The 25,013-nt window shown below is 41.9% G+C and carries 27 protein-coding genes and 1 riboswitch; of the genes, 20 read left to right on the forward strand and 7 right to left on the reverse strand.

Annotation, left to right across the window (positions count from 1 at the left end; translation table 11 throughout):
* Positions 1-61: 61 nt before the first annotated feature.
* A riboswitch (TPP riboswitch) is annotated at positions 62-164 on the forward strand.
* Positions 165-363: 199 nt separating this feature from the next.
* The 3 genes from thiT to P6709_RS16090 all read left to right on the forward strand — a co-directional run bounded on the left by thiT (position 364) and on the right by P6709_RS16090 (position 2,402).
* Positions 364-942 (forward strand): energy-coupled thiamine transporter ThiT, encoded by a 579-nt coding sequence (thiT, locus tag P6709_RS16080; protein ID WP_278241959.1) that lies wholly within the window; start codon positions 364-366, stop codon positions 940-942.
* Positions 943-1,129: 187 nt separating this feature from the next.
* Positions 1,130-1,870 carry a type I methionyl aminopeptidase gene (map, locus tag P6709_RS16085; protein ID WP_278241960.1) on the forward strand — a complete coding sequence of 247 codons (741 nt, stop codon included), beginning with the start codon at positions 1,130-1,132 and terminating at the stop codon, positions 1,868-1,870.
* 220 nt (positions 1,871-2,090) lie between these two features.
* The gene (locus P6709_RS16090; protein ID WP_278241961.1) at positions 2,091-2,402 is read left to right on the forward strand and encodes a DUF5658 family protein; all 312 of its coding nucleotides are present in this window, start codon (positions 2,091-2,093) and stop codon (positions 2,400-2,402) included.
* A gap of 23 nt (positions 2,403-2,425) precedes the next feature.
* Here the strand turns inward: P6709_RS16090 and P6709_RS16095 are convergent, their stop codons facing one another.
* The 4 genes from P6709_RS16095 to recQ form a co-directional block, all read right to left on the reverse strand.
* Complete coding sequence (locus tag P6709_RS16095; protein ID WP_278241962.1) at positions 2,426-3,607, reverse strand: GTP-binding protein; 1,182 nt, start codon at positions 3,605-3,607, stop codon at positions 2,426-2,428.
* Between the two features lie 120 nt (positions 3,608-3,727).
* Complete coding sequence (locus P6709_RS16100) at positions 3,728-4,072, reverse strand: hypothetical protein (protein WP_278241963.1); 345 nt, start codon at positions 4,070-4,072, stop codon at positions 3,728-3,730.
* Between the two features lie 298 nt (positions 4,073-4,370).
* Entirely contained in the window at positions 4,371-5,132 is a 762-nt protein-coding gene (locus tag P6709_RS16105; protein WP_278241964.1) for a tryptophan-rich sensory protein, read from the reverse strand.
* Between the two features lie 77 nt (positions 5,133-5,209).
* Complete coding sequence (recQ, locus tag P6709_RS16110) at positions 5,210-7,360, reverse strand: DNA helicase RecQ (protein ID WP_278241965.1); 2,151 nt, start codon at positions 7,358-7,360, stop codon at positions 5,210-5,212.
* A gap of 249 nt (positions 7,361-7,609) precedes the next feature.
* On the opposite strand from recQ, the gene P6709_RS16115 reads away from it, so the two are divergent.
* The 10 genes from P6709_RS16115 (at position 7,610) to P6709_RS16160 (ending at position 15,865) form a co-directional block, all read left to right on the forward strand.
* Positions 7,610-9,406: a M3 family oligoendopeptidase gene (locus P6709_RS16115; RefSeq protein WP_278241966.1), complete on the forward strand. Its 1,797-nt coding sequence runs from the start codon at positions 7,610-7,612 to the stop codon at positions 9,404-9,406.
* 257 nt (positions 9,407-9,663) lie between these two features.
* The gene (locus P6709_RS16120) at positions 9,664-10,209 is read left to right on the forward strand and encodes a GNAT family N-acetyltransferase (protein WP_278241967.1); all 546 of its coding nucleotides are present in this window, start codon (positions 9,664-9,666) and stop codon (positions 10,207-10,209) included.
* A 251-nt stretch (positions 10,210-10,460) separates the two neighbouring features.
* Positions 10,461-10,802, forward strand: coding sequence for a lmo0954 family membrane protein (locus P6709_RS16125; RefSeq protein ID WP_278241968.1), 342 nt, complete (start codon positions 10,461-10,463; stop codon positions 10,800-10,802).
* A 24-nt stretch (positions 10,803-10,826) separates the two neighbouring features.
* Positions 10,827-11,468: a PspA/IM30 family protein gene (locus P6709_RS16130; protein ID WP_278241969.1), complete on the forward strand. Its 642-nt coding sequence runs from the start codon at positions 10,827-10,829 to the stop codon at positions 11,466-11,468.
* A gap of 186 nt (positions 11,469-11,654) precedes the next feature.
* Positions 11,655-12,392: a cell wall-active antibiotics response protein LiaF gene (gene liaF / locus P6709_RS16135; protein WP_278241970.1), complete on the forward strand. Its 738-nt coding sequence runs from the start codon at positions 11,655-11,657 to the stop codon at positions 12,390-12,392.
* Complete coding sequence (locus P6709_RS16140; protein ID WP_278241971.1) at positions 12,389-13,432, forward strand: sensor histidine kinase; 1,044 nt, start codon at positions 12,389-12,391, stop codon at positions 13,430-13,432. Before liaF ends, P6709_RS16140 begins: the two co-directional genes overlap by 4 nt.
* Positions 13,429-14,061 (forward strand): response regulator transcription factor, encoded by a 633-nt coding sequence (locus P6709_RS16145; protein ID WP_278241972.1) that lies wholly within the window; start codon positions 13,429-13,431, stop codon positions 14,059-14,061. Before P6709_RS16140 ends, P6709_RS16145 begins: the two co-directional genes overlap by 4 nt.
* 78 nt (positions 14,062-14,139) lie before the next feature.
* Complete coding sequence (locus P6709_RS16150) at positions 14,140-14,748, forward strand: DUF1349 domain-containing protein (RefSeq protein WP_278241973.1); 609 nt, start codon at positions 14,140-14,142, stop codon at positions 14,746-14,748.
* A gap of 29 nt (positions 14,749-14,777) precedes the next feature.
* Positions 14,778-15,335 carry a flavin reductase family protein gene (locus tag P6709_RS16155; protein ID WP_278241974.1) on the forward strand — a complete coding sequence of 186 codons (558 nt, stop codon included), beginning with the start codon at positions 14,778-14,780 and terminating at the stop codon, positions 15,333-15,335.
* A gap of 23 nt (positions 15,336-15,358) precedes the next feature.
* The gene (locus P6709_RS16160) at positions 15,359-15,865 is read left to right on the forward strand and encodes a DinB family protein (RefSeq protein ID WP_278241975.1); all 507 of its coding nucleotides are present in this window, start codon (positions 15,359-15,361) and stop codon (positions 15,863-15,865) included.
* Between the two features lie 43 nt (positions 15,866-15,908).
* Here P6709_RS16160 and P6709_RS16165 read toward each other — a convergent pair whose 3' ends face one another.
* Entirely contained in the window at positions 15,909-16,490 is a 582-nt protein-coding gene (locus P6709_RS16165; RefSeq protein WP_278241976.1) for a beta-class carbonic anhydrase, read from the reverse strand.
* A 158-nt stretch (positions 16,491-16,648) separates the two neighbouring features.
* Between P6709_RS16165 and P6709_RS16170 the strand changes: the two genes are divergently transcribed.
* On the forward strand, positions 16,649-17,563 hold the full coding sequence (locus tag P6709_RS16170; protein ID WP_278241977.1) for a hypothetical protein: 915 nt from the start codon (positions 16,649-16,651) through the stop codon (positions 17,561-17,563).
* A gap of 151 nt (positions 17,564-17,714) precedes the next feature.
* Here the strand turns inward: P6709_RS16170 and msrB are convergent, their stop codons facing one another.
* Entirely contained in the window at positions 17,715-18,863 is a 1,149-nt protein-coding gene (msrB, locus tag P6709_RS16175; protein ID WP_278241978.1) for a peptide-methionine (R)-S-oxide reductase MsrB, read from the reverse strand.
* A gap of 210 nt (positions 18,864-19,073) precedes the next feature.
* On the opposite strand from msrB, the gene P6709_RS16180 reads away from it, so the two are divergent.
* The 3 genes from P6709_RS16180 (at position 19,074) to P6709_RS16190 (ending at position 21,497) form a co-directional block, all read left to right on the forward strand.
* Positions 19,074-19,556, forward strand: coding sequence for a GyrI-like domain-containing protein (locus tag P6709_RS16180; protein ID WP_278241979.1), 483 nt, complete (start codon positions 19,074-19,076; stop codon positions 19,554-19,556).
* A gap of 117 nt (positions 19,557-19,673) precedes the next feature.
* On the forward strand, positions 19,674-20,171 hold the full coding sequence (gene queF / locus P6709_RS16185; protein WP_278241980.1) for a preQ(1) synthase: 498 nt from the start codon (positions 19,674-19,676) through the stop codon (positions 20,169-20,171).
* A gap of 180 nt (positions 20,172-20,351) precedes the next feature.
* Positions 20,352-21,497 carry a restriction endonuclease gene (locus P6709_RS16190; RefSeq protein WP_278241981.1) on the forward strand — a complete coding sequence of 382 codons (1,146 nt, stop codon included), beginning with the start codon at positions 20,352-20,354 and terminating at the stop codon, positions 21,495-21,497.
* 307 nt (positions 21,498-21,804) lie between these two features.
* Here P6709_RS16190 and P6709_RS16195 read toward each other — a convergent pair whose 3' ends face one another.
* Complete coding sequence (locus P6709_RS16195; RefSeq protein WP_278241982.1) at positions 21,805-22,701, reverse strand: ferritin family protein; 897 nt, start codon at positions 22,699-22,701, stop codon at positions 21,805-21,807.
* Positions 22,702-22,937: 236 nt separating this feature from the next.
* Between P6709_RS16195 and P6709_RS16200 the strand changes: the two genes are divergently transcribed.
* The 3 genes from P6709_RS16200 (at position 22,938) to P6709_RS16210 (ending at position 25,007) form a co-directional block, all read left to right on the forward strand.
* Positions 22,938-23,126 carry a hypothetical protein gene (locus tag P6709_RS16200; RefSeq protein ID WP_278241983.1) on the forward strand — a complete coding sequence of 63 codons (189 nt, stop codon included), beginning with the start codon at positions 22,938-22,940 and terminating at the stop codon, positions 23,124-23,126.
* A 30-nt stretch (positions 23,127-23,156) separates the two neighbouring features.
* Positions 23,157-24,017: a DUF421 domain-containing protein gene (locus P6709_RS16205; protein WP_278241984.1), complete on the forward strand. Its 861-nt coding sequence runs from the start codon at positions 23,157-23,159 to the stop codon at positions 24,015-24,017.
* A 144-nt stretch (positions 24,018-24,161) separates the two neighbouring features.
* Complete coding sequence (locus tag P6709_RS16210; RefSeq protein WP_278241985.1) at positions 24,162-25,007, forward strand: YitT family protein; 846 nt, start codon at positions 24,162-24,164, stop codon at positions 25,005-25,007.
* Positions 25,008-25,013 lie beyond the last annotated feature (6 nt).

Consider the following 25,013-nt stretch of genomic DNA (forward strand, 5'->3'; position numbering starts at 1 on the left):
ATGAATGGGGAATCTTTCGGGTGACAAATAGAATCATAGACGTTACAATGAATGTAGATGCAACTTCCACAAGGGGAGCCGTTATGGCTGAGAGTGAACACTTCTGTTCAGACCCTTTGAACCTGTAAGTTAATGCTTACGCAGGAATGTGGATGGAAACAGGCGCGGATGAAGCAATGTCTGGATTTCTATCCTCAGGACATTGCTTTTTTGTATGCTTTTTTAGCCATACGCTGCGGCTTATGTTTATGGGGATTTCAACTTAAACCCGCCAAGCATCGCAGGCTGGATCAAAAAGCAAGAAAGCAACTGGTAAAGTCCCCTTGGAGCGAGGTGCATCGATTCGCAGAAGGAGGAATCAGTATGGAACGGATGAAACTATTATTTTTACTGGAGGTCGCGATCTTTTCCGGAATCGGATTAATCCTTGACCGATTCAGTTTTTCAATTTGGCCGCAGGGCGGATCCATCAGCTTTGCTATGGTGCCCATTATTTTGATGGCGTTCAGATGGGGGCTCAAAGGCGGTTTATTAACAGGCTTTTTGGTAGGCATCTTACAGATTATTCTTGGAGGAGCTTATATCTTAACTCCTGTTCAGGGCGCTCTTGATTATCCAATCGCATTTACTGTAGTCGGCATGGCGGGCCTTTTTGCTGCACCCATTCAGCGCGCATTGGGTGATGGATTAATGAAAAAAGCCGTAACATGGATTACAGTGGGTACGTTCATCGGCGTTCTGCTCCGATTTATCTGTCATTATCTTGCGGGTATAATCTTCTTTGGCTCCGGTGATCCATCTGTACCTGCGTGGCTGTTTTCGCTAACGTATAACGGTTCTTATCTAGGCCCGGCGTTCATCCTGACGGCGATTGTGTTAGGTACACTTCTTACAACGGTGCCCCGGGTGGCCACTCAGCAGCGTACAAGAAGAGCTTCATAAGTAAGAGGAACACAAAAGGACTGTACGGAAATTCAGCGATTGCTGATATCCGGCAGTCCTTTTTTCGATTCTAAAATGATCCGACGGGCTTGTCACTTACTTTTTATAAGGAAAAATGATACCCTAAAAAGATCAATAAACTGCTAACTCGTTAGTGGAAAGTTTAATCGGTGTGAGGAGAGAGAACATGATAGTAAAAACAGATGAGGAGCTTCAGGCTCTTAAAAAAATTGGTGCGATCGTAGCGGAAATCCGTGACGAAATGAGAGCTGCGACAAAAGTGGGAATCACAACAAGTGAACTCGATAAAATAGGGGAAAGAAAATTCACTGAATATGGAGCTGTATCGGGTCCAAAAGGAGAATATAATTTCCCCGGTTATACATGTATAAGTGTAAATGACGAAGTGGCACACGGGATTCCAGGCAGCCGTGTTATAAAAGAAGGGGACCTTGTTAATATTGATGTTTCAGGTTCACTGGACGGCTATTTTGCTGATACGGGGATTTCCTTTGTAGTAGGCGATAACCCTGAACTGACAAAGCTTTGCGAAACAGCAGAGCTGGCTTTTTATGAAGCCATCAAAAAAGCAAAGGCAGGGTCAAAGAAGAGTCAGATTGGGAAAACCGTTTCCCGTGTAGCCCGTGCAAACGGCTATAAAGTTATCACCAACCTTACAGGCCACGGTGTGGGAAGATCTCTTCACGAAAAACCCGATCATATTTTAAATTATTTTGATCCTTGGGATAACGAATTGCTCCAGGAAGGCAGCGTTATTGCTTTTGAACCGTTTATTTCTTCTAAAGCCGATTTTGTTGAAGAGCAGTCAGACGGCTGGACGTACAAAACTCCGGATGGCAGCTTAGTCGCTCAAATTGAGCATACGATCGTGATTACAAAAGGCGAGCCGTTGATCTTAACAAAATAAGAGAGGCAGGGGAGTCAGCTTGATTTTGGAAGGCTGAATCGTACCCTTTCTCACTGAACTGAATTTAAAAAGATGCTGTCACGAATAATTCGCGGCAGCATCTTTTTTCCTTTCAAGCATAGATAGTCAAGATCTGGGTATATTAGCACTTTTAAAAAATGTAAGGAAGGGCATATATAATAAAACAAGTTTAACCATTACGATCAAAGGGCGGATCTGTATGAAAGCTGTTATTTATTACTTGTCCATACTCAATTTGCTTGATGGTGTGATCACGCATATTGGATTAAGCTATTCATTTATAGAAGAAGCAAACCCGTTTATGAGGATGGTCTATGACATGCATCCCTTTTTATTTTTAACAATAAAATTAGTTCTTTCACTGTCTTTGCTTCTGTTTATTTCCTATGATCGTATCCTGCAGAAACCATGGTTTAAGATAGGTATCTCGGCGGCTGCCTTGCTTTATACAGGAGTATTATTGCTTCATATAAGCTGGGTTACCGTAAAATTACCTGCCATAATCTTTTAATCTAATGAGTAACGTACCTTTCTTTATTCACTCACCTGAAAAGCGGGTAAGGGATCTTCAAGCAGGCTCCAGTCGCTTTTCATCTCTTCATCCGTTAATAAACATTGATCCAGGGAAGAGATTATCGATTCTTTATCCATCTCAATGCCAATCCACACAAGTTCCGTCATACGATCTCCCCAAACGTCATCCCATTTTTCAAGAATTTCCGGTTCCTCTTGTTTTATCTGCTCTTGTTCCTCAGAAGGTAAAGCTGCAATCCACTCTCCTGCTCCCTGAAGCTGAATAGATGAACCGGCTTGAGAAAATAACCCTGCTGTCTGATTCCTGCTGGCCAGCCAGAAGAAACCTTTTGAACGGACAATTTCATCTGGAAGGTTTATTAGCCAGTCGTGAAAACGCCGGGGGTGAAAGGGACGCTTTTTGCGATAAACAAAAGAAGAAATTCCGTACTCATCCGTTTCCGGTATATGTTCTTCATTGAGCTCCTTGATCCATCCGGCAGCCTGGCTCGCGCGTTCAAAATTAAATCGGCCGGTATGAAGAATATCCTCTAGCGGGATTTTTCCATAAGACGACTCGATGATATGTGCCTCCATATTGATTTTCTTTAAAAAGGTTTTGATTCGCTGAGTATCTTCCTGAGAAATTAAATCTGTTTTATTTAAGACAATCACATCTGCAAATTCAATCTGATCAATTAAAAGATCAGACACATCACGCTGATCCAGCTCGTCACTTGTCTGTTTCCGGTCGAGGAGTGTTTCTCCGCTTTCATAGTCTTGCCAAAAGCGGAAAGCATCGACTACAGTTGCCATTGTATCGAGCTTTGTAATGGAAGAAAGGTCGATACCGAGTTCTTCATCAAGATACGTAAAGGTTTGAGCAACCGGTATAGGTTCAGAAATTCCGGTTGATTCAATAAGAATATAATCAAACTCTCCTTTTTGAGCAAGACGCTCAACTTCTTTCATTAAATCATCCCGGAGCGTACAGCAAATGCATCCATTTTGAAGCTCTACCAGCGTTTCCTCGGTGCGGCTGAAATGGCCGTTCTTTACGAGTGCTGCATCTATATTAATCTCACTCATATCGTTCACAATGACGGCAACACGAAGATGGTCTTTATTGGATAGTATATGATTTAGTAAAGTTGTTTTACCGGCGCCTAAGTACCCGCTCAGTACAGTTACTGGAATGGTCATGTAGTTCTTCCTTTCTTTTAAATCGTAATTATTACGTTTTATATTAAAGGAGATCTAGGAAATTGTCTACCTAGTAATTTAATTTACCGTTTTGGCACTAAAAAAAGCTGAAGGAAGACTTCAGCTTTTTTTCTTTCCATTTTGTTCATTGGTTTTTTTTCTTTGTTGAATAAAAATGGCTGCTGCCAAAGAAAAGAAAGACAAGGCAGTGGGAATCGAAATATAAGAAGACATCAGAAGCAATACGAGGACACGGGGATCGCCCGGTACATTTTCTGCGTTTATGTTATCCAGATTAAAAAGATAATACAGCACAACCCCAATTGAAAATAGCAGAAAAATAGAATTCATTATCCATAGCCATTTCATTTGCTTCTTTCTGCCATAAATAATTGAAAGAATCATCAGGATGGGTCCCACTGACAGTGTAATTAAAAACATTGAAAAAACAAATTGTCCGTCCAAATTTCCGCTCCTTCTCCCGTAAAAACAGGAAGTTACTCCTTTCTTATCCTATCAGAAAGTCCAGTAATGGCAAACAAAAATAGAAGTGGGGAGTCAGTATTCAGCTAGAGTTTCACACTTGCTGAGACATCAAAATCGAGGTGTAAACTTCAAATTATTTAGTTTAAAGAAGGATTTTCTTGAAATTGGAATCCAGCGCAAGATCAGCAAACCGGTCAAAAAGCCTGAGACATGTTTGTCCCAGGCCCTCTCCATTTATCAATTTTGCCTCATCCTTTAAAAGGGTGAAGACGTATCATTATTTGAACGTAAGCTTTCTTGTGCTGAATCCGGAGAGCTTTTTCTCCTTTTTCCTGAAAAATACCGTGCCGATTGCAATTACCACTGCTAATGCGATGGCAGCAAATACGACTGTTGGTTCTGTTCCCTGATTTTTAACCGCGATGCCGATATACGCCCAAATAAAAACGAGAGGGTAGACCCAGTCTCTTTGCGTATAGCGGAACCAAAGCGCAAGAAACGTCCCAACTACAAGTCCAATCACAGCCCAGAGTATAGGAGATAGTCCGAAGCCTTCCCATTCATAGTAGGTGAGTGTATAAGAAATATTTGTTATGGTGGCAACACTTACCCAGCCTAAGTACACTGAGAAAGGAAGGCGGTCAAAAAATGTCGGCTCATTTCGCTGAATGACAAGATAGAGAAGGATTAGAGAACCCAGAAGACCCAGCATGACAAAAACGGAAGCGATAAAAAACTCATAATGCCAAACTAGAATCCAGGTAATGTTAAATACACTGCTTGCCACAAAAAGGGCTGAAGTGCGCTTGTAGATGTCCCGATTTCTTTGAGAAGGAAAGGCGCCTCTGATGACCCAGATAAACAAAAGAACATAAATCAGGCTCCAAATAGAAAATACATATCCCGCAGGTGTGAAAAGTACATTGAGACGGTCTGATATTTCGCCGGTCGTCTGCCCGTTAATAGGGAGAATATTAGCGAGGGCATTAACTGCAATAACCGCTATCAACGCAAGAAGATTAATATAAAAACGTATCATGAAAAGACCTCCTGCTGCTAAGTTATGTTTTCTGTATTCCCTGTATACCGCTAATCATCCATCCATGGGACAATTTTCTACATAAAATTGTTTTTCACAAGCACCATTTTAATTTGGAAGTAGCTTGCTTCATCTCCGAGCTCTTCTTTAATTGGTTTTAGCTTCGGTTCTTCAAGGCTATGACGAATACGTAAAATTGATTCCTCAAGCTCAGGAGAAAACCATTTTTCAAAGGGAAGTGGATGTCCTTCTTTGAATGAAACGGCAAGATGTTTTTCAATCGTTTGGACGGTCATCGCCCGGTTTTTGGCAATTTCTTCAACGGTATGCCCTTCCTGTAAAAGCTGATAAGAAAACAAGTAGCTTGGCTGTTCTTCGTTTTCAGGCAGGAGAGAGGGGGTTTTATCGCTTGTTAAAGTGGGAGCTTCTGTTTTTGGTAAAGTGGTCCCATGTTCTTCTACGTAGGATTGAATCAACTCCATAAAAGCTTGTCCAAATTCCTTCAGCTTTCGATCACCGACTCCTTTTACAGCAAGCATTTCCTCTTCGTTTTTCGGATAATGTGTAGACATTTCTCTTAACGTAGCATCTGAAAACACCAGATACGGCGGAATAGAATGGTCCTTGGCAAGCTGAGATCGAAGTGTGCGAAGTTCCTCAAACAACCGGTCATCGTAGGAGGAATCCTGATGCTGCACCTGATAAGCTGATTTCACCCACACTTCTTCTTCCCCTTTCAGTACGCTGAGCGCCCGGGTTCCGAGACGAATGGTCGGAAACTGACCGCTTTCTAACCCCAGGTAGCCATCTGAAATCAGGTATTGAATAAAATCACTGATCTGCTTTTCTGTCTGGGATTTCATCATGCCGTAAGTGGAAAGCTTATTTAAGCCGAAGTCCAGTATTTTTTTGCTTTTTGAACCTTTTAACACTTTTGCTGTCATTCCTGTCCCAAATCGCTCACCCATCCGCTTTACGGTAGACAAAACAATTTGAACGTCACGGGTTCGGTCGATTTTTTCCCTTTCGTCCCTGCAGTTGCTGCAATGGCCGCAGTCGCCTGTCATCTGCGGATCCTCGAAATAATCAAGAATAAAGCGGGGGAGGCAGCTGTTGCTGTGGCAGTAATTCACCATTTGCTGAAGCTTGCCGTATTCACCTGCTTTTTTGTCTTCATTTGCCACCGATTGTTCGATCAGAAATTTTTGAAGCATGACATCCTGCGGGCTGTAAAGCAAAAAGCAATCACTCGGCTCCCCGTCACGCCCTGCACGACCTGCTTCCTGGTAATACGATTCCATGTTCATCGGCATTTGATAATGAATGACATAGCGTACATTGGACTTATCAATTCCCATACCAAACGCATTCGTAGCAATAATAATTTTTTTCTCATCATAAATAAACTGCCGCTGCGCTTCATCCCTGATGTGTTCAGGAAGTCCGGCATGATAGCACGTAACTGAATGGCCTTTTGAGGAAAGCGATTTAGTCAGGTGGTCAGCTTCCTTACGTGTAGCCACATAAATAATGCCCGTATCAAGCTCATGCTCTTTTATATATCGTGAAATAAATTTTTGTTTATCCTCTCCCTTTAGGACGTGAAAAGAAAGATTGTCCCGGGCAAAGCCGGTATTAACGATATGGTCCGGTTCAATCGACAGCAGTCTCGCTATATCCTGGATGACTGTATCGGTTGCAGTTGCGGTCAGTGCAGCAAGAACCGGCAGATTAGGCAGCAAAGTCAAAGTGCTGACGATGGATCGGTAGCTTGGTCTGAAATCATGGCCCCACTGCGAAATACAGTGCGCTTCGTCAAAAGCTATTAACGATAGGTTAATAGAAGAAATCGTTTGGAAGAAAGCCCCGCTGTCAAACCGTTCCGGCGCTACATAAACGAATTTATACTGACCCTGTCGTATATCCTGCAGGCGCTGTGATACCTCTGCTGATGTAAGGGAGCTATTTATATACGTAGCGGAAATGCCATTTGCAGTCAGTGCATCCACCTGATCGCGCATGAGTGAAATAAGGGGGGAAATGATAAGGGCAGTTCCTTCCGATATAATCCCCGGAATCTGATAGCATAACGATTTCCCGCCTCCTGTCGGCATAATTCCAAGGGAGTGGTCCCCATTTAAAATTGATTCAATCACCCGATCCTGGCCCGGTCGGAAAGAACGGTAGCCAAAATAGGTTTGCAATGCTTTTTCTGCTTGCAGGATCATCTAATCATCCTTTCGTTCAACTTCAATTCTATTAGTTTATCATATGAAAAGGCCGTTGTGGATAAAGAAGAAAAAGACATGTTGAAAGAGGAAAATGGCTTGAAAGAGAAGACTGTTTCGTGATTCGAAGTATTATGCTATAGTAGAAACAGCGAGTAATCAGAAAATTTCTTAAATTACTGGCGCGTTTACAAAGACCTGATCGGCAGGCTTATGGTCAGGAACAGTTATTTCAAGGGAGGAATTGGAATGTCGAGCACAACATATCCACAGCGATGGGATCTGGAAGTTTTTTTTGAAGGTGGAAGTCAATCATCCGCTTTAAAAGAACATCTGGAAGAGTATAAGAAGAAAACAGAAGCTTTCGCACAAAATGTACATAATTTCAGTGTTTCCGAGCAGAACCTGGATCACAAGCAAGTAAAAGAATTAATAGAAGAAGCAAAACAAACGATGATGGGGATTCGTCAGGCAGGCGCTTTTGCCAGCTGTCTTGAAGCGCAGGATACGAAGGATACAGGAGCGAATGTGCTAAGAGGCAAAATTACAGGCATGGGTGCTGCTTTTGGTTCAGCCTTCACTGCGTTTCAGCAGAAATTATCAGCAGTGGATGAGCAAACATGGAGCAGGCTGATCGAAGATGAGGAATTAAAACCATTAACGTTTGTGTTAAACGAATGGAGAGAAAAATCCAAAGAGAGGCTTTCTGAGAAAGAAGAAGCCCTGATCCAGTCTCTTGGAGTGGACGGATACCATGCATGGGGACAAATGTACAATGCTATTATCTCCTCAATGAGCATCAAGGTGCAAGTAGACGGTGAAGAAAAAATCCTGTCTGTCGGCCAGGCCAATAATTTAACCTCACATAAAGATGCAGCGGTGCGTGAAGAAGTGCATCAAAAGCTTGAAGAAGCATGGAAAAGCCACGAAGGTCTGTTTTCAGAGACATTAAATCATCTCGGCGGCTTCCGCTTAAATGTCTATCAAAAGCGCGGCTGGGATAATGTGCTGAAGGAACCGCTTGACCTTAATCGGATGAAGCAGGAAACGCTCGATGCGATGTGGGGAGCAATTGCAAAAAATAAACAAACGTTTGCTGATTTTCTCCAGCGCAAGGCAGAACTTTTAGGGTTGGAAAAGATGACATGGGCTCATCTCGGTGCTCCCATTTCTTCAGAATCAAAAGAGCTGTCGTTTGATGATGGAGCTCAATTTATTTTAAAGCATTTTGAAAAATTCGGCCCGGAAATGACCCAGTTTGCTCAAAAGGCCTTTAAAGAAGGATGGATCGAAGCAGAAGACCGCTCTGATAAACGGCCCGGCGGATTTTGCACAAGCTTTCCTTTAAACGAGCAGTCACGCATTTTTATGACATACAGCGGTTCAATGTCCAATGTGGCCACACTCGCGCACGAACTTGGACACGCCTTTCACACCTACGCACTCCGCCCAATGGATCCATTAAATCGTTTGTATGCTATGAACGTAGCAGAAACGGCTTCAACCTTTGCGGAGATGATCGTCTCGGATGCAGCGGTAAAAGAAGCTTCATCCAATAAGGAAAAACTGTCGCTGCTCGAAGACAAAGTGTCGAGAAGTATTGCATTTTTTATGAATATCCATTCCCGTTTCTTATTTGAAACGCGTTTTTATGAAGAAAGAAAGGGAGGACCTGTTCCTGCAAGCCGGCTCAATGAACTGATGTCAGAGGCGCAGCAGGAAGCCTATGCCGGGGCAGTGGAAGACACAAGCCCGCATTTCTGGGCATCAAAAATGCACTTTCATATTACAGGCGTGCCGTTTTACAATTTCCCGTACACATTCGGCTATCTATTCTCTTTAAGCATTTATGCAAGAGCGCTTGAAGAAGGCACAGACTACGAGGAAAAATATATGGCGCTATTACGCGATACAGCTGTCATGAGCACAGAAGATTTAGCCATGAAGCATTTGAACGAAGACATTACAAAAGAAGCATTCTGGGAAAAAGGCATTGCCCTTTGCGTCCGTGACGCAAAAGAATTTATCGAGCTATCAGCTGAATAACGATTACGATACGTTCGCAGGTGAGGTTCCCTGCGGACGTTTTTTAATGCGTTACCCCATAAAAGGGGTCTGGCACCTGTTATGCGCTGCACTGCAAAAGGGGCCAGACCCCTTTTGCGCTTTACTTCAATAAAGAACATCCCCATATAACGCTTATATGCAAAAATATCTCTTTTTAAAATCCATTCGATTTTTTTGGGGTTTGGGTTTACACTTATGGTATGGAAAAAAGTTTGGTCGTATTGGAGAGTGTACAGATGATTTTGTTGAAAAGTGAGCGGCTGTATTTTCGACCTTTGGGAGTGGAGGATGTGGATCTGTTTGTTCAGCTGCTGAGGCGCAATCGGGATTTCTGGACAATTCATGAACCCAAACACCCTGAATCATTCTACACAAGGGAGGTTCAGCTGGAAAAACTGGCTGAGGCGCAGGCACAGTTAAAGCTTGGAAAAGAATACAGCTGGGGAATTTTCCTGGCGCACACCAATGAACTGATTGGCAGTATTTCGATTTATTCTATTCGCAGGCTGCCTTTTTCTTCTGCTTATATTGGCTATTCACTGGATCATGCAAAAACGATGCAGGGGTATGGAACAGAGGCGGTAGCAGCAGCCTTGCGTTTTGCTTTTCGTGATTTTGGACTGCACCGGATGGAAGCGCTTGTTTCTCCAAGAAACACGGCCTCCATCAAAGTGCTCCAGAAAGTTGGAATGCAGCAGGAAGGACGCCTGCGCCAGAATCTATTTATAAATGGGGTATGGGAAGACCACTTCTTATACAGCATGATTGAAGACGAATTTTGAAAGGGCAAGGCCCCCTGGGAAAAATACTTTATACAAACATTGGGCATGATGCGCCGCTGGATGTGGTGAATGGTAAAAGATGAATCAGGAGCTGGCACGATAAGCTCCTGATTCATCTTTTTTGTGTTTGTAGAACAATTCCTGCATCCGGGTACGCCTCAGGTCCTAGTTGAAAATCGAGCCAGAGAGCGTGTTATGAAAAATACGAACACGGTAAGATTAGAGCATGATAAGAAAAGGAGGAACAAAAAATGAATAAATTTTGGTATGTTGTGATTGGAATTGTGGCAGTTTTTATCGCCCTGTCAAATCTCGGGTCGTTAATCGGTCTTGCGATCAGTACAGCAATTCTGTACTACACGGTGAAATGGTTTATGAAAACAGATTCCCTATTTAAAAAAATCCTGTGGGGATCCATTGCGGCCATTGCAGGAATTACAGCTGTTGCTAATGTGTCGGCTATTTTAGCCCTGATTGCGCTGTATGTAGTGTATGTCGTTTATAGAAAATGGGATGACGCACCGGGCGGAAAGCATTCGTACGACCCATTCGCCAGCTTTGAAAAGCAATGGCAAGAGCTGAAAAATAAATAAATCATAAAAAAGGAGCGGTTTATCATGACAAACGTTTTAACAAGAGTAGCAGAAGCGATTAAAGCAGACTTTATGGAGGTAAGCAACGGAGGAGCAAAAAGCGAGCCGATTCAGAAACTTAATCGTTATTTGCGTGAATGTGAAGCGGAGACAGATAAAGTCGGAAAGCTGGTGGATCGCCAGAAATTACTAAAGAAAGAATTTACGAAAGAGCTTGAAGAGGCCTCTTCCATGGCAGTTAAAAGAGAAGAGCATGTCAAAATTGCTGAAGAAGCAGGAGAAGCTGAACTAGCAAAAACAGCACTTCGCGAGCTCACGCATTATCAGGGCAGAAAAGAACGTTTGCAGCTTTCCCTTCAGGATACGACAGACCAGCTGCACCGGCTGGAAGAAATGCATGCCACGATGAAACATAAGCTAAAAGACATGTATATTAAACGTCTTGAAGTAATGGGAAGAGAGAACGTAGCGCAAGCCAATCAAAAAGCAGAGCAGACATTTACCGATGATTCAGGTCTTACAGAAGAAGAACTGCGATTTAAAAAGATCGAAAATTATCTTCGGCAGCTTGAAACAGGTGAAAAAGCAGAGGAAGAGGAGTCAATTGATCAGCAAATCGCTCAGCTTCAAAAAAGAATGAAAGAAGAAACAAACATTTCGCAGTAAAGCTAGACGATGTGAATCGGGAGGATGCAGTGCTGCACTCCCGAATTTCTTTCATTTGGTATAGTGATTGTTTCGACAGAACGGTACAATAGAAAAGGTGAAAGCATCAACAGCAAATCAGAGTGGATCTGATGGCTGTTCATGTTTTTATATAAAGCTGCGGGAATGAAAGGGGCAGTGATGAGGATGTTTTCAAAGTTTAAGACTGACATGATTGCCAATTGGGTGCTTCTTGCGCTTGGCCTTGTTCTCATTGAAATCTTATTTTTCAGCAGCGGAACGCTGTTTTCGCTCTTTTTTGCAGGAGTTCTCCTGTATCTTGGCCGAAAAAAATTTACCCGGGTATTAGGAAAAATCATTTTTGGACTAGGACTTCTGACCTTGGTTTTAACGATTCTTTCCATGTTCACACTGAAACTTCTTGTGCTTGCCGGAATTGTGTACTGGATAAGCCACTATTTTAAAACACAGAAAGATCCGGAAGTTATCGCGCCAAAGGTTAATTCTCCTCAGGAAGAAGGCATGGCGGAAGAACTGCAGTTTAAACGGGAGCAGCTTTTACACAATAAGTGGGTGGGACATCAGCATACTCCTGAGCATACGTATGAATGGGAGGACATTCAGCTTCAAAATGGAATTGGAGATGTCGTGATTGATTTAAGCAATACGGTTCTGCCGGCTGGAGAGTCCGTTATTTCGATTCGCAGCTGTGTCGGGAAGCTGACCATCCTGGTTCCATATGAACTCGATGTGGCCGTTCGCCATTCTTCTTTAATCGGCACAGCCTCCGTCTTTCATTTTCAGACCACCCGCTTGTGGAATGAGAGTGTGTCATTTACCTCTGAATCCTATCCCTCTTCTCCACAAAAGATTAAAATTCTTACCTCTGCCTGGATGGGAGATCTTGAGGTGAAGCGCGTATGACCATTTTGATGAAACTGGTTCTGCAGGCGCTGGGTCTGGCATTTTCTGCGGTTATCGCTTCACTGGGGGTCTATTTGCTGCTGTTTCCGCCTCAAAGCTGGAATATATTCTGGTCTGCGCGGCTGCTTGATATTCCATTGGTGTTTTTTCTTTTAATGAGCATCTGCCTTATTGCAGGACTGTGGGCGCTCGTTCAAAGCGTAGGACTCCGGCAGCAGATTCAATATGTAACCCATCAGCTCGAAGATACTAAATTGGGCCGGTCTACTTTAGCTGGCAAACCCCCGCAGACCGCTGAATTTGCTGTTCTTTCAAAGGAAGCTGACCGTATTCAGGAATTGATTCATGACCAGGCACGGACCGCTCAAAAGCTTGCAAGTGAGCGTGTGGAAAGCCAGGAGAAAATTATACAGGAAATGGTTTCCCAGGAAAGAAACCGGCTGGCACGGGAGCTCCATGATTCCGTCAGTCAGCAGTTATTTGCCGCTTCCATGCTGATGTCAGCTATAAATGAAACAAGAGATGATTCACCAGGCAGGGAAACCCGTCAGCTTAAAATGGTGGAAGAAATGATTCATCAATCTCAGCTTGAAATGAGGGCGCTGCTGCTTCATTTACGCCCGGCTGCCTTAAAAGGAAAAACCCTGAAAGAAGGGATGGATGAACTGCTTCTTGAACTTAAACAGAAAGTGCCGCTAGCCATTGAATGGAAATCTGAAGAGATGAACATTGAGAAGGGAATTGAAGATCATCTTTTTCGTATTTTGCAGGAATCAGTGTCCAATACTCTCCGCCATGCCAAAGCACATTCACTTCAGGTGCTGTGCATTAAGCGGGATGGGTATGTGATTCTCCGGGTGACAGATGATGGTGTAGGCTTTGATGTGACGACTGAACGGGCAGGCTCCTATGGATTAATGAATATGAAAGAGCGTGCAGGAGAAATTGGCGGTACGCTTAAAATCGTTTCACTGCCGGGAAAAGGAACACGTTTGGAAGTAAGAGTGCGGTTTGAAGAAAGGAAGGAGGGATTATCTTGATTCGGGTGCTTTTTGTAGATGATCATGAAATGGTGCGTATTGGAGTAGGTTCTTATTTGTCTGCCCAAAGAGATTTAGAGGTAATCGGGGAAGCAGACGACGGGGGTCCGGCAGTTGAAATGGCGCTGGAGCTGAGACCTGACATAATTTTAATGGATCTTGTGATGAAAAATATGGATGGCATCGAAGCCACCAAAAGAATTACAGCCTCATGGCCAGAGGCGAAAATTATTATTGTGACGAGCTTTCTTGATGACGATAAAGTCTACCCCGCTCTTGAAGCAGGAGCGACAAGCTATATGCTTAAAACCTCCAAAGCGAGTGAAATAGCAGATGCTGTAAGAAAAACATTTTACGGGGAAATGGTGCTCGAGCCTGAGGTTACCGGCAAAATGATGAAAAAAATGCGTCAGGGAGATAAGCGTCCGCTTCATGAAGAGTTAACTGCGCGGGAAACCGAAATCCTTCTGCTTATGACGGAAGGAAAAACGAATCAGGAAATTGCAGATCAATTGTATATCGCATTAAAAACCGTTAAGACGCATGTCAGTAATATTTTAGGGAAGCTGGAGGTGCAGGACCGAACCCAGGCGGTCATTTATGCCTTTAAACATGAGCTTGCAAAATAGAAATGTGCCCAAAAGCGTTATCAAGGTGACCGAAGAGGGAAAGACTAGAATATTACAGGTTTGAAAGGAGTAATCATTATGCGTTCACTGCTGATAGATCAGTCACACGATTGCTGCTGGATCAATGAACCCTCTATCTGGTCACTTGAAAATCAGGTGCTGAAAATAAAATCAGAAGAAAACACAGATTTTTGGAGAAAAACGTACTACGGATTTGAACGAATGAATGGGCACGTTTTTTATAAAAAAATCGAAGGTGACTTTGAAACGGAAGTAAATTTAACAATGGAAGATCCTTCAAACCGGTATGACCAGGCAGGACTTTTTATCATGCTGTCTGAGGATTGCTGGTTAAAAGCTTCTCTCGAATATATGCCGGATGGAGAATGCTATTTAGGATCGGTGGTTACAAATAACGGTTTTTCGGACTGGTCTTCGAAAAATTTTCCTAATAAGGATTCGTGCAAGCCTCTGTCTTTTAAAATCAAGCGGACAAGCGGAACGTATCAAATTTGGGTAAAGACGGCTCTTCATGGAGAGGAATATGAACAAATGCGTATCACAAGGCTTCATGAGGATAACCACACCCAGCCTATTAAAGTAGGGCTTTATGCGTGCAGTCCATCACCGGAAGCTTCTTTTACTACAACCTTTCACACATGGACGGTTCAATTGGAAGTAAAATAATGAGGTAAGACACAGAGGAGTTGGATAGAGTGAGGGAAAAAGTGAATAAAACCGTCATGCACAGCTATCCCGGGATGGTCGCGCTTGTGACGGTTCATGCAAATGGCTGCGATAATATTATGGCAGCCGGCTGGCATTCCTATATTTCAATGGATCCTCCGCTATATGGTGTAGCGATCGGCCGGGATCGGCATACCTATCAGATGCTGAGGGAAGCTGGCACCTTTGCTGTTCAATTTGTTCCTTTTGAGCTGGCGCAGCTTATTCAGGAATCAGGAGTTTATACAGGAAATGAAAAAGATAAGCTGCAAGGCATTGGTTTTGACCGGGGAGAAACGACAGACGCACCCATCCTGCATGATGCCTATGTAGCCTATGAACTGACCACAATTGACAGGCAAACATACGGGGACCATGATTGGTTTGTTGGGGAGATTAAAACGTTTTATAAAGACGAGCAAAAATTTTTAGCTAACGGTCTGCCTGACTTTCAGGCCCTTTCCATTCCTCTTTACCTTGGGAGGTCCTCTTATGCGAAGCTGGATAGTGGAGCCGCTATTAGCTCATTCCCCGTTGGCCGATCTTAAAAATGAGAGAAAGGGAGATTCATATGATTTCACTTCCGGACTGGTTTTCTTATCATATTTGGGGTACTGCTCGTCAGCTGACCCATCTGCAAGAGCTGCCTGAAACTGTGTGGACAAAACAAATCCAAAGCGTTTTTCCAACAATTCAAGCTGTTTTTGAACACGTATGGCTGGTTGATTCATCATGGCTCAAACGAATGCAGGGAGAAGAGAAACCCGGAGTTGATCCCATAGCTCTTCCTGATGTGGAAACAGCTGTACAGGAATTTAATTCGCTTCATCAGCAAATGATGACGTACATAAAGAATGTTGAGGACCCTGCTGTCGTTCATACGTTTCGGACGATGAAAGGAATTCAAATGAAAAATTCAATTGAAGAAATGGTATACACTGTGGTTAACCACGGCTCCTATCATCGGGGAAACGTCACGGCCATGCACCGGCAACTGGGTTTTGAAGGTAAACCCTATGATTATATTTATTATTTAGAAGAGTTGAGAGAAAGCAAAGAACAATCAGAAAAGCAGTGAAAACTGCTTTCCTGATTGTTCTTTTTTAGCTTGTAATCAATTGTTATTTATTTTGAAGCTCGATTTCTTTGTACCCGTCCTTTACTAAATCCAGCTGACCTGTACCCGGGTCAATAACTAGACCATGTACAGGGATTTTTTTGTCCATTAATGGGTGTTGGCGTACCATTTCCACGCTGTGGCTGACACTGTCTTGTACATCATCAAAGCCTTTCAGCCAGTCATGAACGTCGATGCCTGAATACTGGAGGGTGGCCAGAGTGTCTTCTTCAATGCCCCGGTCCTTCATTTTTTCAATCATTGAATGGCTGTTTACAGCGCCCATGCCGCAGTCATAGTGGCCAATAATCAGCACTTCATCAGCCTGCAGTTCATACACGGCTACAAGCAGGCTACGCATAATACTGCCAAAAGGATGCGCAATAAGTGCGCCAGCGTTTCTGACTACTTTTACATCTCCATTTTTCATGTTCATGGATTTTGGTAGCAATTCAAGCAGGCGTGTATCCATGCAGGTTAAAATAACTAAGCGTTTGTCGGGAAATTTAGTAGTAACATACGATTCATATTCTTTCTCTCTTACAAATTGTTCATTATAGGATAGAATTTCAGAAAGAAGTGACATGGGTTGTGATCCTCCTAGTCAAATGATTTTACTCCTATATTTTATGGTGAAGACTGACTTTTTACAATCATTAAGGCAATTTTACTAAAAACAAAACTTCTAAACTAGTAAATTAAGGTATACTAATTCATGTAATCTCAGGAATGGAGAAGTTGTTCATGCATAATGGAAACAAACATTGGAAAAAGCCTTTTCTAGGGGCTGCAGCTTTAACGATAGCGGGTACACTTGTTTTTATGCCAGACACAGGAGAGGCGAAACCTTTGAAGCACATGATTGAAGAGCTTGATTCAGAAGAAAAATTGTATTCACTAGAGGTTACAGAAGTTGTTTTAAAACAGTTGAAAAAAGAAACAAAGGGGAAATTCTCTTTCCCAGAAGCACTTTCTACGCTTCAAAGCATGAGTAAAATAGAGGTGATGGATGTCTGTTTTAATCACCCTGGAAAAAAGATCAAGGCTGAAGATAGCAGAAAAATTATTCACGATATTTTTAACATTGACCTGAATGCTGTATCTGACTTGGGTGAGGGGAAGCGGGCAGATTCTTACCCTGATGATGCAATGAAAGGCATAAGGAAGGAATTGGGGATCAATCCTCAATCAGACGAAAAAGATCCTTACATCATGTCGTTAACCAAGGTGCAGGCAATGGATTTATACTTTGCGTCTGTTGAAAAGAAAATGAGCGGTGAAGAGCTTAGACTGATTGTAAACCAGATTTTCGGCATTAACCTGGATGGAATTTCGGGGCTTGAAAAGGCCAGAGTTTCCCTTTACTCCAAGAATCAATGGATTTCTCAAACTGACCGTGATTTATTTGTGGTTCATACAGGCAAAGGAGACGTCGATGTCTGGGTGTATCCAACTGCTTATTTTACAGAGCATACAGGTGAAACTACACTCCCGCAGGTACTCCAGGAAAAGTTGACTGCACTTGGCTTTGCCTATAACAGTCAGCTTGATGCTTTCTACTATGCCAATCACGAAAATGTGTCTGTTCCCGATGCATTTAAAGGACAAACAATGGGAGCTGTAATCAGTACAATTGCTGAGTACTACTCAGATCTGTAGGTGGAACATAGGGGCCGGTCCGCTTCTAGAAGGAGGAACTTGAGCCCTTGCTGTGTATCAGCTCTTCATTACAAAAAATTTTGAATAAAAAAAGAATGTTCTCATGAGCAGCCATGAAAACATTCTTCTTTGTAGTTCATTTGATCAGCGCTTAAAAGAGATCGCTGAATTCGCCGTAGCCTTCTTTTTCAAGATCTTCAGCAGGGATAAATTTTAAAGCAGCTGAGTTCATGCAATAGCGGAGTCCCGTTGGTTCCGGACCATCGTCAAATACATGTCCTAGATGCGAGTCCCCATGCTTGCTTCTGATTTCAGTCCGGTTTCCAAATAATCCAGGGTCGTCTTTTTCTACAATATTTTCAGGAACAAGCGGCTTCGTGAAGGATGGCCAGCCTGTCGTTGAATCATACTTGTCTTCGGAGCTGAAGAGAGGCTCCCCTGAAACGATGTCTACATAGATGCCGTCTTCGTAAAACCCGTCATATTCATTGTCAAACGGCTTTTCCGTTCCGTCCTCCTGTGTGACCTCGTATTGAATATCGGTCAGCATTTCCCGCAATTCTTCCTCTGTATAGTCCACGTAATAAGGATTATCTTTTTTTGCTTCTTCTTTTGTTTTTAAGGAGGTTTTCAGATCTTCTCCCCAATATTTATTTATAAATTGGTCACGTCCTGAATTTTTTCGGTAAAATCCGTAGCGGTCTGCACTTTTGATATAGTAATCCTGGTGGTATTCCTCAGCAACATAAAATGTGCCTGCATCTGTAATCGGTACAATGACTTCCTCATCAAAACGCCCTGAATCTTCCAGGCTTTGTTTGGATGCCTCAGCAGTTTCACGCTGTTCATCGTTTTGAACAAAGATTTCCGGTCGGTACTGTTTTCCCTGGTCAACAAACTGTCCATCCGCATCGGTCGGGTCAATTTGTCTCCAGTAAACCTCTAGCAAATCTTCATAGGAGATCACAGATGGATCAAAAATGACTGTTACCGCTTCCGTGTGGCCGGTTTCTCCGCCTGCGACTTCCTTATACTCCGGATTTTCTTCGCTGCCTCCTGTGTAGCCAGAGACAGCATCTCTCACACCTGCAAGCTTTTCAAAAGGCGGCTCCATGCACCAGAAGCAACCTCCTGCAAAAACAGCGATTTCTTCCGATTCCTGAACATCCATTTCATCTAATGGCTCACTTCCATAGGAGTTGCTGGCAAATTGATCCGAAAACATGATATATAAAGCAATTCCTGTCACGACAAAAGCAATACTGAATCCAAACCATTTTTTCTTGTTTTTTCCTGGCATTTACTCACCCCGCATAAGATTTAATCACATGGATCGTAAGGGAATTAGAGACGTTCAATGCTACCTTAACGATAGCACAGATAGGCAGGGTTTGATAAAAATAATGCTCGGAATTGTGAAGAATTAAAGAGGATTAAAGAGGCAAAAGGAGAATAAGTAAAGTGGGACGATTTTTCATTCTAATTCTAACTGGTGAAAGGAGCCTTTTAAATGAAGGAATGCAGGATTATCAGAAAATCAAGCTTTTACTTTATCGGACTGAAATGGACAGGAACGTATGAAGCGGCAGCGCACGGAAGCATTCAGCCCGTCATTCAGGCATCGAAAGACCGGCTGCAGGAGCTTCAGCTGACCAACGTACATTCCAATTTGATTGGCTTATCCTACCACGACAGAATAGATGGATTTACGTATTACATTGGCACCGAGGCGATAAAATCACAGCCCATTCCACCGGATATGCATAAAATTATTATCCCCTCCCATGACTATGCCATAACGGAACATAAAGGGCAGCACGCCTGGAAAAGCTACGAGCAGCTCTACAGATGGGTGGAGGAGCATGGCTACCACATTAATAGCTCCGGTTTTAATCACCTTGATGTTTATCCAATAGACTATGATCCCTTTAAATTAAACCCTTCTTTAACCATTGGCGTGCCGGTAAAACTGCCTACAAGAAGTATTGACTAATCTTGTCATCAGGCGTATAGTAACATGGATTATTTTTAATCGGAGACATTCCTTGGGATGTGTCCTTTTTCTGGTTTATACTTAAGATGCTACATCTTTTAATAGGAGGAAAACAATATGTCAGGAAGAACAGATAAAGAGCTTGAAGGCGTAAACTTATTAGGAAATCAGGGAACAGAATACGCATTTACCTATGCACCTGAAGTCCTTGAATCATTTGATAACAAGCATGCGGGGAGAGATTACTTTGTTAAATTCAACTGCCCTGAATTTACCTCACTCTGTCCGAAAACAAACCAGCCTGATTTTGCCACCATTTACATCAGCTACATCCCTGATCAAAAAATGGTCGAAAGCAAATCCCTAAAGCTTTACCTATTTTCATTCCGCAATCACGGCGACTTCCACGAGGACTGCATGAACATCATCATGAACGACCTCATCGAACTCATGGATCCTCGTTACATCGAAGTATGGGGCAAATTCACGCCGCGTGGAGGAATTTCAATTGACCCGTACACCAACTACGGCAAGCCTGGGACGAAGTATGAAGAAATGGCATTTCATCGCCTGATGAATCATGATATGTATCCGGAGACGGTGGATAATCGGTAAACTAGTCTAGTTACGAATAGAGCACTCATTCATTTTATTTCACCTGAAATTTGCACATTGCAAAAAATTTAGGATGAAATTAGTATGGATGAGTGTTTTTCGTTTTAATATGGAGAATCGACGGATTATATATGTTAAAATTAAACAGTAAAAGTAATATAAAGGAGGTGCAGACGAACGGTGAAAAACTTATTGACTAAAACTAAGATGTCGAAAATGACTGGATGGTCTGAAGCTAACGGAAGACGGTGGGTGAAAAACTTTTCAGATTTTATTCCTTACGAACTTTCAAATAACCGAATAATGTACACTAACGAATCTTTAAGGATCATGAAGTTCTTAAAAAGGATGAACGATGCGGGATATACAGCTTCAGATCTTAAGAAAATATTTTTAACCCAGGGTGTTCCTAATTCTGAAGAAGAAGAAAACCTAATACTAAATCAAAAAAAGTTAAAACCAGTTCAAAATCTATTTGATGAGAATATAAAAGAATCCATTCCATCCTCAGGTCAGTTAATGATACCTTATCTTGAACTTATCAAAGATGGAAATATATATACTGCAAGTGATATTACAGAAAAAATTGTGAAGCACTTTAATTTATCTGAAATACAACGACATATGCGTTACGAAAATACATCTGATATTATTCTATTATCAAGAATAAGAGGAGTCAGATATAGCTTAAAGAAAGAGAATTACATAGAAGAAGTGAGCAGATTGACATATAGAATAACAGATGAGGGACGCGAATTACTTAATGAGAGCAATTCGGAAATAACAGAAGAGATTGAAGAACTCGAGAGAAATGTAGATCCAATAACGGTAGTAAAAGAAAAGTTAGACGAGTTGAACAATGAATTAGCTGAAAACCTTCTTAAAAAACTGAGAAATGTTCATTGGATGAAGTTTGAGGATATTGTCGTTGAATTACTAACGGTCATGGGATATGGGGATGGTCATGTAACTCAGAGGACAAACGATGAAGGACTTGACGGGGTAATTAAAGAAGATAAGTTAGGTTTGGATAATATTTACGTTCAGGCAAAAAGATTCGCAGCCAATAACTCAGTAGGCAGGGAAATAGTTCAGAGTTTTTCCGGTGCTTTGGACGGAAAAGGTGCAAGAAAAGGTGTATTTATAACAACCTCCTATTTTACTGAAGGTGCGAAAAAATATGCAGAGCGTCTTGAATCAAAGAAAATAATTTTAATTGACGGGATCGAACTTTCAAAATTAATGATCTCTTACAATGTTGGAGTAGATATAAATCAGACCTTTATTGTTAAAGCAATTGATTTTGATTACTTTAAAGATGAATAAGTCCAATTACCAAAACGGTAGATTAATTTTGTTCAAATAGAAAAACATAGGTGAACGGAGCGGAAGGTGACGACTCCTGCAGGTTGCGACGGCAAGCTTAGACTCCGCAGGGCAAAGCCCAAGGAGGCTAAGCGCCGTCCCTGTGGAAAGCGTCCGCCTGAAGCGCAGAGAACCGGTTAGAAGAGGTTGAGGCACTTTTGTCCCGACCTCTTTTGCAATTAATTTTCTCTGCCATTTTAACAAGGTAATCTAGGAGTAGCTTAGCTTCTACTAATAGAATTATTAATTTTAAATCATAAAGGTAAACCTAAAACCTCGCTAGCCCTCTCTCAAATGCGGCAAGGTGATTTAAAGAAGCGTTTCGAAGTTGTGAAAATACGGTTCTCATATCTAAAGGAATCTCAAATGATAAAAATTTTTCATACATAGAGATGTTTTCTATTTCTCCTTGAACGCCTGCAGCATAGGCCTCTTTATTATTCTCTGGAGTGGTAACGAAGGGCTGAGATAGATCTTCCGGTATAGGTACTTGATATCGTTGAAAAAGAGGTATTAGAGCATTAATATGTCTCAATTCTGCTTCTTTAATTTGTGCAAATGTCCGAATATATCCCAAATTATTTAGAATATCATTGTATCTTGCTTGAGCTAAATATTCGTCCTGCAGGGCATATGTGAGCATTTGAGCTATGGACAATGAGGAAGAACTTAAAGCACCCTTAGCACCGTAATTTTCAATTTGTCGATCAGGTTGTGACAGAGGTGATTTTTGCAGTAAATACAAAAACCATACCGCATGGTTTTGTTCGTCTGCAGCAGCACGTTGAAATCTGTCTTTAATAAAAGCATCCTGAGAGTTGTCTGCTATATCTAAATAAAAATCCACCGCTTCTTGTTCATCTTTAAAGGCAAATTCAATTCCTGCCCTAAATTGCTCCGGACATTCCTCGATCACAGTATAAGTTGGCTGTGTACCTGTTAAATGGGTATAAATTCTGCTGAACTCTCCCAGGTGACGCTTTTCATCTTTTTGGATCTTGACTATTTTTTCTCTCACTTCCTGCGAGGGTGATCGTGCTGCTAACTTTTCATAACAGGCGATCGCACTAAATTCTGCGTGAATCGCTTTTTGAATATCATCTATCAGTGTTGTGTTGCTGTTTTGCTGAAAATATTGAGGATGCTGAGAAGAATGTGAATACATTTCTAGAAGTCCCCCCACTACACGATTTTTTTATCATATGTTTATTTAAAGCAGGGGGTGTAATCACGTACCAGGCGTTACCCCTAAAAGATTTAAGTTTGTCTGTTCCAATGCAGTTATCAGTTAGCCATTTAAAATACTCCTTCAAGCATATTTCTAAGTAAATTCCTCCTTATTGCATAACCACATAGCAAGTTCCCCATAATGAGTAAAGAGTAAAAACCAGGGGGGAAGAGATGAGTAACGTCCAAGTGAGAGACTGTCTGGTGAATTTAAAAAAGGTAGAACGCCAATTGGCTGAGCAGGCGGTTAAGGCAACAGCAATAGAAGAAAAAAAGTTTTACAGCGAAGCGATGATACAGGTTAGTGAAGTGATTCATGAGATGAAAAATCAAATGATGCAGGAAGATATCGCCGGGCAGTGATAAAGCAGCCTGATAGGGAGGAGTGATCAGATGCCGGATTGGCTGATTGTTGTAGGCAGAGGGCTTGCCATGTTAATTGTACTATTTTTCATGACGAAGGTGCTTGGAAAAAAGCAGATCTCCCAGCTGTCTTTTTTTGAATATGTGATAGGGATTACAGCAGGAAGTATCGGAGCAGAGGTTATAACTGGACTGGATCGAAGTTTTTTTCATGGAATTATTGGCATCGCCTCTTTTATTGCCATTCCCATCCTTATAGACAAATTATCGATGAAAAATAAGAAGCTGCGTGATTTCTTTGAAGGTAAAGGAACCGTTATTATTCAAAACGGCAATATTATTGAAGAAAGTATGAAAAAAGAGAGCTACACAACGGATGAATTAATGGAGCTTCTTCGAAAAAAAGAAGTATTTGAAGTGTCGGATGTAGAGTTTGCCATTTTAGAGCCGACAGGTGATTTGAATGTCCTGTTAAAAAAGGAAAATAGGCCGTTAACTCCAAAAGATATCGACCTTTCCATTGCTGAAGAAAAAGAGCCATGCACGGTAATTATGGATGGTGCCGTGATGATAAAAACGCTTGCTTCCATCGGGAAGGATGAATCATGGCTAACATCGCAGCTGGCAAAGAAAAAGAAGAAAATTGAAGATGTTTTTTTAGCCCAGATTAATTCATTTGGACAGCTGCACCTGGATCTTTATGATGATCCTGTTTCAGGTAATCTAACTGACCAAAGAAAAGTAATAAAGGCGGTACTGGAGAAATCCAAAGCAGACCTGGATCTTCTATCCATGTATGCAGCAGATGATGAAAGCAGGTTAAAGTACCAGAAGAACAGTGACAAACTTGCAACTGTACTGTCAGATCTAAGTGCGCTAAGCAAGTCATAATGAATAAAAAAACATCTTCATGCATCTTAAAAACTGACTGAATTCACATGCGATTCTGCATCCTCTTTCTCGCTTTACATAGGCATAGGACATGCGTATAATGCGGTCTTGTGATTATAACTTGAGCGTTAGGGGGCATTTCGTATGAAAAAAGTTACAAGCTTTTTATTAATGAATCTAGGTGCACTTTTCGTCGCCCTGAATGTGCATTTCTTTCTTTCACCAAACAGCTTGGCAACAGGTGGAGTAAGCGGGATGTCAATTGTTTTAAACTCCCTTTTTCCTTCAATGTCAATTGGTTTATTCATGGTGATCGTAAACATTGTGCTATTTGCACTTGGTGTAGCTTTTCTGGGCTTTCAATTCGGCGCTAAAACCGTATACACGAGCTTTGCTTTATCCGGCTATGTTTGGCTGCTGGAGTTTCTTGTTCCGGTTTCAGCACCTTTAAGTGATGATATACTTATACAATTAATTATTGGACAATGCATCGCGGCGATCGGGATGGCCATTGTTTTTAATCAGCGGGCTTCAACAGGCGGAACAGATATTATTGCGATGATTATTAATAAGTATTTTCGTATTGAAATTGGACGGGCAGTTCTTTTTTCAGATTTAGCTGTCGCGCTTTCATCTGTTTTGCTCTTTGGGCCGCAGATCGGTATGTATGCTTTCTTTGGCGTTATTTTAAATGGCTTAATGATTGATTATACATTGCAGCAGTTTAATGCGAATAAAGAAGTCGTGATTATCAGTCAAAAAAGCGATTTAATCCGTCAATTTATTGTAAGAGAACTTGGCTGTGGAGCGACGATTCATACAGCTAAGGGCGCATTTAATTATGAACAAAAAGAAGTTATTACAACGATTCTTGGACGCAAGGATTTGTCCAGACTGAAGAATTTTGTCGGTGCACAGGATGAAAAGGCGTTTATTACCGTACACAGTATGAATGAAATACTGGGTCAGAACTTTAAGCGTCTTGCCTGATTTTCA

The organism is Jeotgalibacillus sp. ET6 (assembly GCF_029667115.1).
GTDB lineage: Bacteria > Bacillota > Bacilli > Bacillales > Jeotgalibacillaceae > Jeotgalibacillus.

What these genes read in the sequence shown, in the direction of transcription:
- thiT (WP_278241959.1), top strand. Translation starts at nt 364, where the DNA reads ATGGAACGGATGAAACTATTATTTTTACTGGAGGTCGCGATCTTTTCC.
- liaF (WP_278241970.1), top strand. Translation starts at nt 11,655, where the DNA reads ATGTTTTCAAAGTTTAAGACTGACATGATTGCCAATTGGGTGCTTCTT.
- queF (WP_278241980.1), top strand. Translation starts at nt 19,674, where the DNA reads ATGTCAGGAAGAACAGATAAAGAGCTTGAAGGCGTAAACTTATTAGGA.
- msrB (WP_278241978.1), bottom strand. Translation starts at nt 18,863, where the DNA reads ATGCCAGGAAAAAACAAGAAAAAATGGTTTGGATTCAGTATTGCTTTT.
- map (WP_278241960.1), top strand. Translation starts at nt 1,130, where the DNA reads ATGATAGTAAAAACAGATGAGGAGCTTCAGGCTCTTAAAAAAATTGGT.
- P6709_RS16125 (WP_278241968.1), top strand. Translation starts at nt 10,461, where the DNA reads ATGAATAAATTTTGGTATGTTGTGATTGGAATTGTGGCAGTTTTTATC.
- P6709_RS16205 (WP_278241984.1), top strand. Translation starts at nt 23,157, where the DNA reads ATGCCGGATTGGCTGATTGTTGTAGGCAGAGGGCTTGCCATGTTAATT.
- P6709_RS16180 (WP_278241979.1), top strand. Translation starts at nt 19,074, where the DNA reads ATGAAGGAATGCAGGATTATCAGAAAATCAAGCTTTTACTTTATCGGA.
- P6709_RS16170 (WP_278241977.1), top strand. Translation starts at nt 16,649, where the DNA reads ATGCATAATGGAAACAAACATTGGAAAAAGCCTTTTCTAGGGGCTGCA.
- P6709_RS16105 (WP_278241964.1), bottom strand. Translation starts at nt 5,132, where the DNA reads ATGATACGTTTTTATATTAATCTTCTTGCGTTGATAGCGGTTATTGCA.
- P6709_RS16200 (WP_278241983.1), top strand. Translation starts at nt 22,938, where the DNA reads ATGAGTAACGTCCAAGTGAGAGACTGTCTGGTGAATTTAAAAAAGGTA.
- recQ (WP_278241965.1), bottom strand. Translation starts at nt 7,360, where the DNA reads ATGATCCTGCAAGCAGAAAAAGCATTGCAAACCTATTTTGGCTACCGT.
- P6709_RS16165 (WP_278241976.1), bottom strand. Translation starts at nt 16,490, where the DNA reads ATGTCACTTCTTTCTGAAATTCTATCCTATAATGAACAATTTGTAAGA.
- P6709_RS16195 (WP_278241982.1), bottom strand. Translation starts at nt 22,701, where the DNA reads ATGTATTCACATTCTTCTCAGCATCCTCAATATTTTCAGCAAAACAGC.
- P6709_RS16160 (WP_278241975.1), top strand. Translation starts at nt 15,359, where the DNA reads ATGATTTCACTTCCGGACTGGTTTTCTTATCATATTTGGGGTACTGCT.
- P6709_RS16140 (WP_278241971.1), top strand. Translation starts at nt 12,389, where the DNA reads ATGACCATTTTGATGAAACTGGTTCTGCAGGCGCTGGGTCTGGCATTT.
- P6709_RS16095 (WP_278241962.1), bottom strand. Translation starts at nt 3,607, where the DNA reads ATGACCATTCCAGTAACTGTACTGAGCGGGTACTTAGGCGCCGGTAAA.
- P6709_RS16115 (WP_278241966.1), top strand. Translation starts at nt 7,610, where the DNA reads ATGTCGAGCACAACATATCCACAGCGATGGGATCTGGAAGTTTTTTTT.
- P6709_RS16120 (WP_278241967.1), top strand. Translation starts at nt 9,664, where the DNA reads ATGATTTTGTTGAAAAGTGAGCGGCTGTATTTTCGACCTTTGGGAGTG.
- P6709_RS16090 (WP_278241961.1), top strand. Translation starts at nt 2,091, where the DNA reads ATGAAAGCTGTTATTTATTACTTGTCCATACTCAATTTGCTTGATGGT.
- P6709_RS16150 (WP_278241973.1), top strand. Translation starts at nt 14,140, where the DNA reads ATGCGTTCACTGCTGATAGATCAGTCACACGATTGCTGCTGGATCAAT.
- P6709_RS16130 (WP_278241969.1), top strand. Translation starts at nt 10,827, where the DNA reads ATGACAAACGTTTTAACAAGAGTAGCAGAAGCGATTAAAGCAGACTTT.
- P6709_RS16210 (WP_278241985.1), top strand. Translation starts at nt 24,162, where the DNA reads ATGAAAAAAGTTACAAGCTTTTTATTAATGAATCTAGGTGCACTTTTC.